A 14,751-nucleotide genomic window follows, 5' to 3' on the forward strand; every position below is an offset into this window, starting at 1 on the left:
TCACAGCACCTTCGCTTCGGTCTTCAGCTTCCCGACCAGCGTCTTCACGTCCGGCACCTTCACACCGGCGGAGCGCTTCGGCGGCTCGGCGACTTTCAGCGTCTTCAGACGCGGCGTGACATCGACGCCGAGGTCTTCGGGCTTGACCGTTTCCAGCGGCTTTTTCTTCGCCTTCATGATGTTCGGCAGCGTTACGTAGCGCGGCTCGTTCAGGCGCAGATCGGTCGTGACCACGGCGGGCAGCGTCAGCGACAGCGTTTCCGCGCCGCCGTCCACTTCACGCGACACCGTCGCCTTGCCGTCCGCCACGACAAGCTTCGACGCGAACGTCGCCTGCGGCAGATTCGCGAGCGCGGCGAGCATCTGGCCGGTCTGGTTGGAGTCGTCGTCGATGGCCTGTTTGCCGAGGATCACCAGTTGCGGCTGCTCCTTGTCGACGAGCGCCTTGAGCAGCTTCGCGACGGCGAGCGGCTGCAGGTCTTCACCAGATTCGATCAGGATCGCGCGATCCGCGCCGATGGCGAGCGCGGTGCGCAGCGTTTCCTGCGCCTGCGCAACACCGGCCGACACGGCGACAACTTCGGTCGCGACGCCCGCTTCCTTCAGACGCACCGCTTCTTCAACCGCGATTTGGTCGAACGGGTTCATCGACATTTTCACGTTCGCGATATCGACGCCCGTACCGTCCGATTTCACGCGCACCTTCACGTTGTAGTCGACCACTCGCTTTACACCCACCAGCAGTTTCATATCGTCTCCTTCGAATACGTCGACGCCGCGTGCGCCGCCATCGGCGAACGGATCATGTCTGCCGCGCGCTCAGCCAGCATTAGCACCGTCGCATTGGTGTTGGTCGAGGTTATCGACGGCATCACCGAGCCATCGACGATGCGCAGGCCTGTCGTTCCGCGCACCCGCATTTCAGAATCAACAACGCTCATTGCGTCATCGCCCATCCGGCACGTGCCAACCGCGTGGTACACAGTTGAGCCATTGTCACGCACGTATTGCAGCAGCGCTTCGTCGGTCTCGGCCTGACGGCCCGGTACGGTTTCATCGACGATATAACGGGCGACCTCGGGCTGCGCGAAGATCCGCCGGCCAATCTTGAGTCCTTCCACCATCGTGTTACGGTCGAGTTCAGTGCTGAGGTATGACGGTGCAATCGTCGGCGCTGCCGTGATCTCGCTGCTGGTGAGGTGCACGTGCCCACGGCTTTCCGGACGCATCTGCCAGACGCCACACGAGACACCGGGCTCCGACTCCAGCACGCCAATCCGTCCCGCGACGAAGCTGCCTGGTGCAATGACGAACTGCACATCGGGACGCGTGGCGAGGCGCGTCTGTGCAAAGCCGCCGACGATCGCCGCGCTATAGGTCAATACGCCGGTCCCTGACACGACGTAGCGCATCATCTCGCGCGCGAGCGCAAGTCCGTGCGAGCGCTCGTTCGCGGTACCCGCACCGCGCACCCTATAGCCGAGCCGAACGACATAGTGATCCTGCAAATTGTTGCCCACGCCCGGCAACGCGATCCGCGTTTTAATGCCTGCATTGTCCAGCACATCCTTGTCGCCGATGCCACTCATTTCGAGCAGCCTCGGCGTGCCGATCACACCCGCGCTCAAAATCACCTCGCGGGTCGCGCGAATCTGCACCGGAATGTCCGCGCTCGTCGTCCCATTGATGCCGCTCACGTGGGTGCCGTTCATCTCGAGCCTGGACACCTGAAGGCCGGTCACCACCGTAAGATTCGGCCGCGCCATTGCCGGCCGTAGATAACCGCGCGCTGCACTCGACCGGCGACGTCCGTCGCGCGTTTGCTGGTAGTACCAGATCGACGGACCGCGCGTGTCGCTGTTTGGATCATCGACGAAATCGAGACCCGTCTTCTGGGCGGCCTGGACGACCGCACCGCAAATCTCCGGCGGGTGGTTCACCCGGCTGACCTGGATCGGACCGTGAGTGCCTCGTTGCGGGCTGCTGCCCTCTGTCCACGTTTCGGAGCGGCTGTAAAACGGCAGACAGTTGTCGAAGTTCCAGCCATTCGCGCCCGACTGCTCCCAGCTATCGATATCCTCCGCAAACGGGCGCACATATAGCAGGCCGTTGATCGCGCTGGACCCCCCGAGTCCGCGTCCACGCGGAAACAGGATTGCACGGCCGCTCGTCTCGGCGTCGGCCTGAGTGTGATAGCGCCATGTCACAGTTGGATGATCGAGCAATCGCACGAAGCCGGCCGGCACGTGGATGAACGGGTGACGATCGCGCTCGCCGGCTTCGACCAGAATCACTTTGATGTTCGGATCTTCGGTCAGGCGGTTTGCAAGCACGCAGCCCGCCGTCCCCGCGCCGACGATCACATAGTCCGCTGTGTACGATTTCATGACTTCGCTCCGGCAGCGACCAATTCACGACCTTCGAGTGCTGCGATCTCCTCCTCGTCGAAGCCGAATTCGGCAAGTACTTCAGCCGTATGTTGTCCGAGCGTAGGCGGCGCACGGCGGTAGGCGACGGGGCTGCCGTGAAAATTCACCGGACTCGCGATGTTCGTTACCCTACCCGCGACCGGATGCTCAATCTCGACGACCGCATGGTTATGCGCGATCTGCGGGTCCTGCGTCAGCGCAGTGTGATAGTCCTGCACGATCGCGCATGGCACGTCCGCGGCGCTCAGATGCGCTACCCAGTATTCCGCGGTATGCAGCAGAAAGTGCTGCTCGAGGATCACGTCGAGTGCATGCCGATTCGCGGTCCGAGCGGTGTTGCCGATGAAGCGTTCATCGCTCAGCAATTCTTCGCGGCCCAACGCGCGGCAAAGGTTCTGCCAGAATTTCTCGGTGAAGCAGGCCGCAAAGAAATAACGGCCATCGGAGCCCTGATAGTTGCGGTACGGCACCATCGTCGGATGGCCGCTACCGAGACGCTCGGGCGCCTTGCCGCTTCTCAGCGTCTCGCCGTCGCGCGGGATGGTGCTGAAAAGCGCAGCCGACAGCAGCGACGTATCAATACGCTGACCTTCGCCATGCCGTTCGCGATGTAACAACGCGGCCGAAATACCAAACGCGAGCAGCGCCGCCGCGCCGAAGTCCGGCAACGGCGCACCGAGCCGGACTGGATTGCCGCCAGCTTCACCCGTCATGTCCATGAGACCGGCCACTGCCTGTACGATCGGATCGTTCGCGGGCCATGCGGCGTAGGGACCGCTTTGTCCGAACGCCGACACGCTGGCGTAGACGATCTTTGGATTGCGCGCCTTCACGGCCGCGTAGCCGATGCCGAGCCGATCCACCGTGCCCGGCCGGAAGTTTTCGACGACAACATCCGCCTGCTCTGCCATGCGCAGAAATGCATCGCGTCCTTTCGGCGACTTCAGGTCGAGGCGGATGCTGCGCTTGTTGCGGTTCTGCGAGAGGAACTGCACGCTTTCGCCTTCGACGAATTGATTGCCGAGATTGCGCGAGAGGTCACCGGCCTTCGGCTCCTCGATCTTGATCACGTCCGCGCCGAGGTCGGCGAGCAGCACAGTACCGACCGGACCAGCAGTCATGACGGTGAGATCTAGAATGCGGTAACCCGACAACGGGCCGACTTGTTGCTTATCCATGATGTGTCGCCTGCAAATGCGATGCGTCCGTGAATTCGGCACGCGGGTAATCGAGCACGTCGAAGGCGAGACGGAACGGGTCGGCCTCACCACGCGTGATGGTCGACGCATGGCCGAAACGGGCGTCGTCGCGCTGGGGAAAGTCGGTGCGGTAGTGGCTGCTGCGCGATTCGCGCCGCTCGATACACGCCTGCAAGATGACTTCGGCAGTGGTCGCCATGTTGTCGATCGTCAACGCATCGAGCGCTTGCGGCGGCGTGGCAGCGCCGCCCGCGGCGAACTGGGCGCGCGCCTCGCGAACGGCGGCCAACGCGATGTTCAGACCGCTTTCCGTCTTCTCGACGAGGCAATGCGCCTGCATCGCCGCGCGCAGATCGGAGGCGATACGTTGAGCGTCGAACGAGACATTCGGTTTTAGCGCTGTTCGGAGGCGCGTTGCGAGCGGCGTTACGTCGGGCTTCCCCGGCGCGCTACTGTCGCGCGCAAACGCGGCCGCGCCGACGCCTGCGCGATGACCGAAAACCTGACCTTCGGCAAGCGAGTTGCCGCCCGGACGATCCGGGCCGCGCACGCCGCCCGCGAGTTCCCCTACTACGAACAGCCCCTCGATGGTCGACATCGCGTCGGTGTTGGTCATCCGCACGCCACCGTTCAGGCATTGGAACGCAATCCCGACGTCGAGCAGATCGCGCTTCGGGTCGAGTCCCTTCGCGCGCATCCAGCGCAGGGTATTCGGAATAGTGGCCGCCAACCGCTCCTCTGGGATGTCGGCGAACGAGAAGTGCACCGCACCACGTTCCGTACCCCTGCCCTGGGCGATTTCCGTTGCGATCGCGATATCGATGTAGCGCGATTCATTCGAGATCGTGAAGGGGAACACTTTCTCGTCCATCGCGGCTTCGGGCGTCACGCCTGCCGGCAGGTAGTCCGCGAGGAATTCATGACCGTCGCGATTGAGCATCCTCGGATGCAGAATGAAGCAGGACTTGCTGAAGAGTTGCACGTAAGGGTGCACCATCGCCGGCCCGAACTGGTGGAACTCCATGTTCACAAGTTCGGCGCCATGGCGGAAGCAGATGGCCTGGCCGTCACCGGTCATTTCTGCTGTCGAGACTTGCTGCGAGAACAGACCGTGCGCACCGCCGGTGCCAAGCACAACGGCGCCCGCGGAAACCACCAGCAGCCGCCGCGAAGCCAGATTCACCGCAACCACGCCGCTCACGCGCCCACTTGAATCACGCAGAAGGTCGATCAGCGCCACCGGCTGACGCGTCTCGACGCCGAGCTTCCTGGCTTCGTCCGCGAGCGCGCTCACGAAGGCTTTGCCGGTTTTACCCTTCACGCCGAGCGCCCGCGCATACGTGCCGAAGTCGCTGCGGATGAGTTTATAGCCATCGCTGACGCGGTCGAACGGCACGCCGAGTTCGATCAGGTCAGCAATGCGCTTCGGTGCGTCCTCCGCCAGCACGCGCACCAGTTCGCGGTCGATGAAGCCGCCCGCCGGACGCATCGTGTCTTCGTAATGCACCGTGGCGCTGTCGTCGGCGCTGCCATAGCCGGCCGCTCCCATGCTCATGATTTCGCTCGCGCCGTGCACCGTGCTGCCGCCCTGCCCGACCGGCGCCTTTGCCAGCAGGAGGACCTTCGCACCCGCCTGGGCCGCCGACACCGCCGCACGCGAAGCCGCGCCGCCACCGCCAACCACTACTACGTCGGCTTGCGCGTAGTCGACGCCGAAGCCGAGTTTCTCCAATGTCTGAACTGCCGTCACGTCTGTCTCCGCTTACGATTTAAGCGCGCGCGCCACGATGTTGCGCTGGATTTGATTGGTGCCACCGAAGATCTGGAACATCTTGGCTTCGCGGTAATGGCGCTGCATCGCGTATTCGGCGGAGTAGCCATTGGCGCCCATGATCTGGATGCCGTCGGTGGCGACCTGCACGTACGTATCCGATGCGAGGTACTTCGCCTGCGACGACTCGACGTCGCACGTTTCGCCTTGTTCGAGCAGTTTGGCCGCACGAAATGCCATCATGCGGGCGGCATCCACGCGCGTCTGCATGTCGGCGAGCAGGTGCGACACCGCCTGAAAATCGATGATCGACTGCCCGAACTGCTTGCGGTCGTTCGCATACCAGCGCGCAAGATCGATCGCCGCCTGCGCGCCACCCACACACATCGCTGACAATGCGATGCGTTCCTTCGACAGCACTGTGGTGAGCTTTTTCCAGCCCACGTGCAGGCCGCCCACGATCATTTCCTTTGGGACGCGGACGCCGTCGTACACCACTTCGCAGGTGCGAATGGCGTGGCCGCCGAGCAGATCGATCGGATTGATCGTGAGGCCTTTAGATTCCTTCGGTACCAGAAAGAGGCTGATCCCGTCGTGTTTCTTCGCTTCTGGATTGGTGCGCACAGCGGTCAAGATATAGTCGGCCTGCATCGCGCCGGAAATCCACATCTTGGTGCCGTCCAATATGAAGTCGTTTCCGTCAGCCACGCCGCGCGTCGTCAGCGAGGCAGCATCCGAGCCGGAGCCGTTTTCGCTGAGGGCGAAGGCGAAAAAGGCACCGCCTTCAGCCAGCTTCGGCAACACCTCGCCCTTGATATCGTCTGGCGCGAAACGCGCCAGCGCGCCGCCCACCATGTTCACGTTCGCATTCCAGAAGCGCGCGAGCGCGATCGTGTGATACGCGACGATCTCCAGATAAGCGGCCATGTCAAGATATCCACCGACGCCGCCGTACTCTTCGGGCAGCGTAATGCCGAACCAGCCCTGTTCGGCGGCCACCTTCACGAGTTCCTCTGGGAAGCGCTTTTCTTCGTCGCACTGGCGGACATATTCCGGCGACGCATGGCGCGTCAGCACACGATTGACTGAATCGCGGAACTCGAATTGATCGGCGTTCAGATACGGTTTAAGGTCGCGCCGGTTGACCAGATTGCCTGCGTATTCGGGATTCACTCTGTCTCCTCCTTGTCCGATCAGGACACCTTGCGTTGCGCCACGACTTCTTCAACTTGCCCGAGCGGAATTGCACGCAACATTCCCGAACGCGACTTCGCCCCCGTCATCAGGAACGCAAGATCCGAGCCGCTAAGAATGAAACGCGCGCCTTTCCGCACGTACGCGGTCATCAGTGTTTCGTCGTACACCCCGCCCACGCCCGGCACCTTGCCGTGCCGGTGACATGCGGCGCACACGGCGTCGATGGCGGCCGCCACACGCATATGGCCAAGTTGTCCAGTAATACCGAGATCCGCCGCGAGATCGGTCGCGCCGACCAGCAGCACGTCGATGCCCGGCACCGCCGCTATCGCGTCGGCGTTCTCGAGCCCTTCGCGGGTTTCGATCATCGCCACCACTAGCACCTCGTCGTTGATCGCGCGAACCACATCGGCGATCGGGAGAGACTGGAAGCCGACCTGTGGCAGCATGCCAGGGATCGACCGTCCGCCGGCAGGCGGGAAGCGGCACATATTGGCGATCCGCGCGGCCTGTTCGGGCGTACTCACGTGCGGCACCACGATGCCCATCGCGCCGGTATCGAGCAGTCGTGTGGCGTGGAACGGCTCGTGCCCTGGCACCCGGATGATCGGCGTCACACCGCCCACCAGCGCGGCGGCGCAAATCTGCGCGGCCGTGTCGATGTCCATCGAGTTGTGTTCCATATCGATGAACAGCCAGTCGAAACCGGCCGTCTGCGCGATCTGCGCGATGTCGACGGTGCGGGCCTGGCGCAGGCCCATGCCGAGTGCCAGCTCACCCGCGGCCAGTTGCGCTTTTGCGTGATTCTTGATGCTTTGCATGATGGATTCCATTCAGGCGGTGGCGTCGAGCGGCTCGTCGTTCGCCAGTTCGAGGTTGATGAATTTCGTGTCCATGTAGTCGCGGATCGCGTTCGGGCCGCCTTCGCGTCCGAACCCGCTGTCCTTGCTGCCGCCGAATGGCGTCTCCGCCGTCGACGCCACGAACGTGTTCACACCGACCACGCCGGCCTGCAAGCGTTCGGTGGTTTCCAACGTGTTGCGCATCGAGCGCGTGAAGACATAGGCCGCAAGCGCGAACGGCAGCCGGTTCGCCTCGGTGATGGCTTCGTCCATCGTCGTGAACGGGGTGAGCGTGCCGACCGGGCCGAACGGCTCGTCGTTCATCAGACCAAGGTGCGGAGCGGGGTTGGCGACGAGCGTCGGCTCGTAGAACCAGCCGCGGCCGAATTGCGATGGACGCCGGCCACCGCATAGCACGCTGGCGCCTTCGCTCACGGCTTCATCGACGAGGCGTTCGATCGCCTCGCGGCGTTTCGACGTGGTCAGCGGTCCAAGATCGGTGTTCTGCTGCAACGGATCACCGACGCGTAGCGATTCCGAGCGCTCGACGAGCGCCTTCACGGTCTTGTCGAAGATCGATTCGTGGATATAGAAGCGCGTCGGCGATGCGCAAACCTGGCCCGCATTGCGGAACTTGCCTAGCGACGCGAGATGCGCGAAAGCGCCAATGTCCGCGTCGCGATGCACGATCACAGGCGCATGGCCGCCGAGTTCCATCGTGACCTTTTTGAGCGTCTTCGCGGACATCTCGACGATCTGACGGCCGATGGGCACCGAGCCGGTGAAGCTGATCTTCGCCACACGTGGATCGGCCATGACCGTCGGCGTAATTGCGTCGGCTTTGCCGATCACCAGATTGATCGCGCCCTCGGGGAACCCGGCGTCGACGAAGCAGCGCACCAGTCCCATCGTCGCACCGGCCGCTTCATTTGACGGCCGGATCACGATCGCGTTGCCCGCGGCCAGCGCCGGTCCCATCTTGCGGGCCAGCAGCAGCAGCGGGAAATTCCACGGCGTGAAGGCGGCGACCACACCGAGCGGCTCGTAATGCACCAGATACCGTCCGCCCTTGACGCGACTTTCGTATGACATGCCGAACACGCGGCGTGCTTCGTCGGCGAACCAGTCGACCGACTCAGCGGACGCGTTAACTTCCCCACTGGCCTGGGCGATCGGCTTGCCGGTTTCCAGTGCCACGATTCGTGCGAGCTGCGGCGCGCGTTCGCGGATGAGCGTTGCGGCTCCGCGCAGCAGTGCTGTGCGCTCCCACGGTGTGAGCTTGCGCATTGCGGCTGAAGCCTCGGTCGCGGCATCGATGGCCTCTGTGACCTGTGCCTGCGTGGCCAGCGGCATATAGCCCAGCCGCTCTTCGGTCGCCGGATTGATCGAAAGCTGGCCGTTGTCATCCGTCGCGGCCTGCCAGCGACCGCCGAGCAGCAAGCCGTGCTCGCGGTAGTGCGCTTCTAGTTCCATTTGCCTCCTCCTGATAGGTATCGCGGACATTTCCCGACTTTCCTAGTGCTTTCCCGGGTGCCATCTTGCATGCACTCTTTTTCTTATATCAACACCTTGACAGTTAAGTGTCAACACTTTTAGAGTGTGTGTCAGCGAAATATGGTTTGTCGCATGCACTTGCGAAGCTGACGAATCGCTAAAAAGAACGCCGCGGCGCCGCCGAATGCGTCATGCAGCCCTCCCTATCCATGGAGCGAGACAAAATGAGTTCGTATTCCCGTCGTACCTTTCTTCAAACCCTCGGAGCAGCCGCGGTGGCGACAACCGGGACCGGCTTCTTTCCATCGCTCGCCCGGGCCCAGACCGCGCAGTTCAAGCTCAAGTACGCGAACAATCTGGCGCTGTCCCATCCGCTCAATGTCCGCGCAAAAGAAGCGGCGGACGCCATCAAGAAGGAAACCGGCGGCCGCGTCGAGTTGCAAATTTTCCCGAACGGTCAGATGGGAACGGATACCGACATGCTGTCGCAGGTTCGTTCGGGGGCCATCGACTTCCTTACCCAAGGTGGCGTGGTGCTGTCGACGCTGGTACCGGTCTCCGCGATCAACGGCATCGGCTTCGCGTTCAAGGATTACAACCAGGTCTGGGCGGCAATGGACGGCGAACTCGGGAGCCACATCCGCACGGCGATCTCGAAGGTCGGGCTCGTCGCGATGGAAAAACCGTGGGACAACGGCTTTCGCCATCTCACGAGTTCGGTCAAGCCGGTGCAAAGCCCGGCCGACCTCAAGGGCCTGAAGATCCGCGTGCCGGTCAGCCCCCTCTGGACCTCGATGTTCAAGGCGCTCGACGCCTCGCCCACCAGCATCAACTTCAGCGAGGCGTATTCGGCGTTGCAAACCAAGGTGGTCGACGCGGAAGAAAACCCGCTCGCGCTGATCGAAACCGGTCGCTTCTATGAAGTCCAGAAGTACTGCTCGTTGACCGGCCACATCTGGGACGGCTTCTGGTTCCTCGGCAACGCGCGTTCGTGGGGCAACCTGCCGCCGGACTTGCAGACGATCGTGGCGAAACACCTGAATGCGGCCGCTGTGGCTGAACGCGCGGATGTCGCCGCACTGAGCACGTCGCTCGTCGGGAAGTTGCAATCGCACGGCATGGCGTTCAACAAGCCCGATATCCAGCCGTTCCGCGCATCGCTTCAAAAAGCCGGCTTCTACGATCAGTGGCGCAAGAAATACGGTGATGAAGCCTGGGCGTTGCTCGAGAAGTACACGCAGAAGTTCGCATGAGCGCGGACCATCGAAGAGTTTCTGGAGAACGAGTCATGACTTCCCGAGTTCATCCCGAGCAGGTGTTCGCCCACGACATGGGCGCGCCGAAGGACCGACATGCGGTGTCGAAGGTCGTGCGCGTCGCCAGCACACTCGAGACGGCCATCAAGTGGATCACCGAAGTGCCCGCTGCGTTGCTGCTGGTGGCCGAAGTGGTGCTGCTCCTCACCAACGTTACCTGCCGCTACGTGTTGCAGGATCCGTTGATCTGGGGTGACGAACTCGCGTCGATCCTTTTCATCTGGCTGTCGATGCTCGGCGCGGTGGTGGCGTTGCAGCGCGGCGAACATATGCGGCTGACGATGTTCGTTGCCAGAATGTCGCCGCAAAATCGCGCGTTTGCGGAGACGGTTGGAAATTTCATCGTGATGACTTTCGTGCTGCTGCTGGTACGGCCGGCAACCGACTGGGCGATGAACGAATGGATCATCAGCACGCCGGCGCTCGATCTGCCGAACGCCATTCCCGCGGCCGCGATTCCCGTGGCGGCTGTGCTGATGCTCGTGCTCGCCATTACGCGGTTGCTCGAGCGCTCGTCACTGCGCGATTGCCTGAAGGCTTTCGCGCTGGTGGCCGGGGTGGCAATTGCGCTCTACTTCGCACGGCAAGCGCTCGCGCCACTGACCGCAGTCAGCCTGATCCTTTTCTTCGCCGTCGGCGTGATTACGATCATCTGTCTCGGCGTGCCAATCATGGTCGCCTTCGGCGTGTGCACGTTTGCTTATCTCGCAACCGTCACCGGCGCACCGTTGACGATTGTCGTCAGCACGATGAATCAGGGGATGTCCAGCCTGATCCTGCTCGCCGTCCCGCTGTTCATCCTGCTAGGCGCGCTAATGGAAGCGATGGGACTTGCCGAAGCGATGATCCGTTTCCTCGCTTCGCTGATCGGGCACAAGCGTGGCGGCCTCGCCTACGTCCTGATCGGCGCCATGTACCTCGTCTCCGGCATCTCCGGCTCGAAGGTGGCGGATATGGCTGCGCTCGCGCCGGGCCTGTTCCCGGAAATGAAAAAGCGCGGCGCGAATGAAGGCGACCTCGTCGCAATGCTCAGTTCGGCGGCGGCCATGTCGGAAACCATTCCGCCCAGTCTCGTGCTGATCACAATCGGTTCGGTGACCGGCGTTTCGATCGCGGCGCTGTTCACAGGCGGCTTCATGCCCGCCGTGGTCGGCGCGGTAGCGCTCGCGGCAGTAGTCTGGTTCAAAAGCCGCCGGGAAATCATGCAAGGCGTGCAACGGGTCTCCGGGGCCGAAATCAGCCGCGCCTTCCTGATCTCGCTGCCTGCGCTCGCGCTGCCCTTCGTGATCCGCGCGGCCGTGGTGGAAGGCATCGCGACGGCGACGGAGGTAGCGACGATCGGCGTGGCTTACACCTGTGTGGTGGGTTTGCTACTGTATCGCCGCTTCGACTGGAGCCGGCTCTATCCTATTCTGGTCGAAGCAGCCTCGCTGTCCGGCGCGATCCTGATTATCATCGGGTGTGCAACGGCGATGGGATGGGCGCTCACGCAGTCGGGCTTCTCCGCGCAACTCGCCACGTTGATGATGGCAGCGTCCGGAGGCAAGCTCGGCTTCCTGGCGATCTCCGCGATTACGTTCGTGATGCTCGGCAGCTTTCTTGAAGGAATCCCGGCGATCGTACTATTCGGGCCGCTACTGTTCCCGATCGCGCGCGCGATGGGAATCTCGGACGTGCACTATGCAATGGTCGTGGTGTTCGCGATGGGACTGGGCCTGTTCGCCCCCCCGCTTGGCCTTGGCTTTTATGCGGCGTGCGCGGTCAGCAAGGTCGACCCGTCCACCGCGATGCGCCGCGTTTGGCCGTATCTGGGGGCCTTGGCGGGGGCCCTCATCGTGATAGTGCTGGTTCCGTGGGTATCGGTAGGTTTTCTGTACGTAAAATAGGTATCAAAAATGGCACAGACAAGGCAATCGTCATGAAAAGCACACTCAATGGTGCACCGAACAGCAAGGTGAACGCCCGCGCACCGGAGGTGATTGCGTCGAAACTCGACGACATCCGCGATCAGGTGCGGGCCATGATCCAGCGCGGGGATTTGCGCCCGGGTGAGCGCGTGAACGAGCAGGCGCTCGCCAACCAGATCGGCGTCGGCCGTAATTCGGCGCGCGAGGCGTTGCGCTCGCTTGAACAGGCCGGACTCGTTCGCATCGTGCCAAATCGGGGCGCGGAAGTGCGGCGACTGTCTCTAGAAGAGGCGATGGATCTGTATGAGATTCGCGCAGGGCTCGCACGCACGGCGGGACGTCTCGCTGCGCTGCGTCTGGCCACTGAAGAGGAGCGCTTGCTCGATATGCTGCTCGACCAGATGGATGCGGCTCTGGCCCAACGCGACAGCCGCATGTATCAGACCCTGAACACCGAGTTCCACCGTCAGGTGATGGCGGCGACCAAGAACCCCCGACTGATCACGATCAATCAGGCCGTTGAAGATGAACTGACACTCTACATTCACAAGGGCGTGTATTCGTTCACGCAAATGCAGCGTTCCTCAAAGGAGCACCGGGAACTTTTCGAGGCGCTGCGTGCCGGCCACGCCGACGCGGCCGCGCAGGCTTTTGAAAATCATGTGCAGACGGGCAAGAAGCGCATGCTGGACACCGTATCTACGACTCCGTCCGAGCGCTAATGAAATTGGAGTGGCTTGTTGAAAAACATCATATTTCTGGATCGTGAGACGCTTTCCGTCGAGTTACCCAGGTTTTCGTTTGCGCACCGCTGGGTAGAATATCCGTCGACGAGAACCGATCAGATTGTAGAGCGTTGCCGGGCGGCGAACATCGTCGTCACGAATAAGGTGCCGTTGTTGCGTGAAGCTCTGCTGCAGATGCCACATCTGGAACTGATCGGCGTGCCGGCTGCCGGAGTCAACCATCTCGATCTGGACACCTGCCGCGCTCGCGGCATCGAGGTCGTGACGTGCGCCGGCTATTCCGCGATCTCGGTTCCTGAACACGCGTTCGCACTGATGATGGCATTGCGCCGCAATCTCATCCCGTACTGGCAAGATGTCCATACAGGAGGTTGGAGCGGTTCGCCGACGTTCTTCGCGGAGCTGCATCCGGTTGACGATCTATATGGCTCGACACTTGGCGTGATTGGCGGGGGACATGGCGGCAAGCGCATTGCGCAACTCGCCGAAGCGTTCGGCATGCGCGTATTGTTCGGCGACAGGAAAGGGCGGACAGCCGTGCGCCCCGGATATACCCGTTTCGACGCACTACTCCGCGAAGCGGATGTGATCAGTCTGCACTGTCCGCTCACGGAGGACACACGTCATCTTTTCAGCACCGCCGAATTCAGGCAGATGAAGCGCACCGCATCGCTGGTGAACACAGCGCGCGGTGGAATTGTCGATGAGGCTGCGCTTATCGAAGCACTTGATCGAAAGCTGATCGCTAATGCGGCGCTGGACGTGCTCGAACAGGAGCCGCCGGCGCGCGATCATCCTCTGCTGCGCAGTCAAAGAACGGATCTGATCGTAACGTCGCATGTTGCATGGCGAACCAGGGTTGCGATGAATCGGCTGGTACTGCAACTCGTTGATGGAATAGAAAAGCACTACGGACTCGCAGCCGTGTGAGCAGCGGGCTGGAATGTTGGTCCGTGGATGCGGTGCGCTTTCATTGGACCGCGTGAGGCTTTGTCAACTTGCCGGTAGCAAAACGAAACGGTGGCAGAGGTCACCATTGCTCAGCAAGCACTCGACGGATTCTGGGTGAGGTCGGTGAATTCGTGCCACGCAGCGAATCGAGCCGCGAGGTGTTTGCGATAGAGCGAAGCACGCAGCAGATGCCGCTTGAGCGCGAAATGCTGCCGTATCGGACCGAAACACGAGAGGAATGCCTGCGTGCGTTTGCAGTCGCGAAATCCCCGCATGCGACGCTCGCGTTCGCGGGTAGGTTGGTGGCTGTTCTCCGCCCGGTTGTTCAACCGGGCTGCCGCTTTGACGAACACGTGCTTCACGTTCGCCAATTCGGGAATGTCGGCCTTTGCGGCCGGGTAGCTGCGCAACTGGTCGGTCACGATCTTGCGCGGCACAGGGCATGAGCGAAGCACGCGGTTGATGAAACGTTTGGCGGCAGCCTTGTCGCGCCGCTTCTGCAACAGGATTTCGAGTTCGGCACCATGCTCGTCGACGGCCCGCCACAGCAGGTATGGCTCACCGCGCAGCGTCACGAACATCTCATCGAGATGCCAGGTGCTGCCCGGTTTGCGGCGCGCAGCCTTGACGCGATGCGCGAAGCCCCCGCCGAACTTGTCGCACCATCGGCGGATCGTCTCGTAGCTCACGAACACGCCGCGTTCGAACAGCAATTCCTCGATATCACGCAGGCTCAGCTGGAAGCGGAAATACCAACGCACGGCGCAACTGATGACTGCGGCGGGAAAGCGGTGACCGTGATAGAGCGATTTCGTCTTTTTCATTGCGACATCTTACGCGACCGCCTCGGTAACGTGACAACGCCCTCCCGAGTGTCGTCGCTAGAGATGGCGGGCATG

At 62.2% G+C, this 14,751-nt stretch carries 12 protein-coding genes; 4 read left to right on the top strand and 8 right to left on the bottom strand.

Annotated features, from left to right (window positions below; translation table 11 throughout):
- The 7 genes from OKW27_RS05965 to OKW27_RS05995 are packed head-to-tail and all read right to left on the bottom strand — an operon-like array spanning position 1 to position 8,911.
- On the bottom strand, positions 1-750 hold the full coding sequence (locus OKW27_RS05965) for an electron transfer flavoprotein subunit beta/FixA family protein (protein ID WP_429332879.1): 750 nt from the start codon (positions 748-750) through the stop codon (positions 1-3).
- Entirely contained in the window at positions 747-2,387 is a 1,641-nt protein-coding gene (locus OKW27_RS05970; RefSeq protein WP_429332880.1) for a GMC family oxidoreductase, read from the bottom strand. Before OKW27_RS05970 ends, OKW27_RS05965 begins: the two co-directional genes overlap by 4 nt.
- Positions 2,384-3,607 (bottom strand): CaiB/BaiF CoA transferase family protein, encoded by a 1,224-nt coding sequence (locus OKW27_RS05975; protein ID WP_429332881.1) that lies wholly within the window; start codon positions 3,605-3,607, stop codon positions 2,384-2,386. Before OKW27_RS05975 ends, OKW27_RS05970 begins: the two co-directional genes overlap by 4 nt.
- Complete coding sequence (locus OKW27_RS05980) at positions 3,600-5,378, bottom strand: FAD-binding protein (RefSeq protein ID WP_429332882.1); 1,779 nt, start codon at positions 5,376-5,378, stop codon at positions 3,600-3,602. The genes OKW27_RS05975 and OKW27_RS05980 overlap by 8 nt, the downstream gene beginning before the upstream one ends.
- 12 nt (positions 5,379-5,390) lie before the next feature.
- The gene (locus OKW27_RS05985) at positions 5,391-6,572 is read right to left on the bottom strand and encodes an acyl-CoA dehydrogenase family protein (RefSeq protein WP_429332883.1); all 1,182 of its coding nucleotides are present in this window, start codon (positions 6,570-6,572) and stop codon (positions 5,391-5,393) included.
- 20 nt (positions 6,573-6,592) lie between these two features.
- Positions 6,593-7,417: an HpcH/HpaI aldolase family protein gene (locus tag OKW27_RS05990; RefSeq protein WP_429332884.1), complete on the bottom strand. Its 825-nt coding sequence runs from the start codon at positions 7,415-7,417 to the stop codon at positions 6,593-6,595.
- Positions 7,418-7,429: 12 nt separating this feature from the next.
- Positions 7,430-8,911, bottom strand: coding sequence for an NAD-dependent succinate-semialdehyde dehydrogenase (locus tag OKW27_RS05995; RefSeq protein ID WP_429332885.1), 1,482 nt, complete (start codon positions 8,909-8,911; stop codon positions 7,430-7,432).
- 245 nt (positions 8,912-9,156) lie between these two features.
- On the opposite strand from OKW27_RS05995, the gene OKW27_RS06000 reads away from it, so the two are divergent.
- The 4 genes from OKW27_RS06000 (at position 9,157) to OKW27_RS06015 (ending at position 13,831) form a co-directional block, all read left to right on the top strand.
- Positions 9,157-10,185 carry a TRAP transporter substrate-binding protein gene (locus OKW27_RS06000; protein WP_429332886.1) on the top strand — a complete coding sequence of 343 codons (1,029 nt, stop codon included), beginning with the start codon at positions 9,157-9,159 and terminating at the stop codon, positions 10,183-10,185.
- Between the two features lie 77 nt (positions 10,186-10,262).
- Complete coding sequence (locus tag OKW27_RS06005; RefSeq protein WP_429334555.1) at positions 10,263-12,134, top strand: TRAP transporter large permease subunit; 1,872 nt, start codon at positions 10,263-10,265, stop codon at positions 12,132-12,134.
- A gap of 32 nt (positions 12,135-12,166) precedes the next feature.
- Entirely contained in the window at positions 12,167-12,877 is a 711-nt protein-coding gene (locus OKW27_RS06010; RefSeq protein ID WP_429332887.1) for a GntR family transcriptional regulator, read from the top strand.
- 18 nt (positions 12,878-12,895) lie between these two features.
- Positions 12,896-13,831, top strand: a complete 936-nt coding sequence (locus OKW27_RS06015; RefSeq protein WP_429332888.1) for an NAD(P)-dependent oxidoreductase — start codon at positions 12,896-12,898, stop codon at positions 13,829-13,831.
- A 110-nt stretch (positions 13,832-13,941) separates the two neighbouring features.
- Here the strand turns inward: OKW27_RS06015 and OKW27_RS06020 are convergent, their stop codons facing one another.
- Entirely contained in the window at positions 13,942-14,676 is a 735-nt protein-coding gene (locus tag OKW27_RS06020; protein WP_429332889.1) for an IS6 family transposase, read from the bottom strand.
- Between the last annotated feature and the right edge of the window lie 75 nt (positions 14,677-14,751).

Origin of the sequence: Paraburkholderia sp. 35.1 (genome assembly GCF_050436525.1) — a bacterium.
GTDB lineage: Bacteria > Pseudomonadota > Gammaproteobacteria > Burkholderiales > Burkholderiaceae > Paraburkholderia > Paraburkholderia tuberum.

Bases quoted from the DNA above. Each gene is read 5' to 3' on its own strand.
- OKW27_RS05975 (WP_429332881.1), bottom strand. From the start codon at position 3,607: ATGGATAAGCAACAAGTCGGCCCGTTGTCGGGTTACCGCATTCTAGAT.
- OKW27_RS05965 (WP_429332879.1), bottom strand. From the start codon at position 750: ATGAAACTGCTGGTGGGTGTAAAGCGAGTGGTCGACTACAACGTGAAG.
- OKW27_RS06010 (WP_429332887.1), top strand. From the start codon at position 12,167: ATGAAAAGCACACTCAATGGTGCACCGAACAGCAAGGTGAACGCCCGC.
- OKW27_RS06005 (WP_429334555.1), top strand. From the start codon at position 10,263: ATGGGCGCGCCGAAGGACCGACATGCGGTGTCGAAGGTCGTGCGCGTC.
- OKW27_RS05995 (WP_429332885.1), bottom strand. From the start codon at position 8,911: ATGGAACTAGAAGCGCACTACCGCGAGCACGGCTTGCTGCTCGGCGGT.
- OKW27_RS05970 (WP_429332880.1), bottom strand. From the start codon at position 2,387: ATGAAATCGTACACAGCGGACTATGTGATCGTCGGCGCGGGGACGGCG.
- OKW27_RS06000 (WP_429332886.1), top strand. From the start codon at position 9,157: ATGAGTTCGTATTCCCGTCGTACCTTTCTTCAAACCCTCGGAGCAGCC.
- OKW27_RS06020 (WP_429332889.1), bottom strand. From the start codon at position 14,676: ATGAAAAAGACGAAATCGCTCTATCACGGTCACCGCTTTCCCGCCGCA.
- OKW27_RS05990 (WP_429332884.1), bottom strand. From the start codon at position 7,417: ATGCAAAGCATCAAGAATCACGCAAAAGCGCAACTGGCCGCGGGTGAG.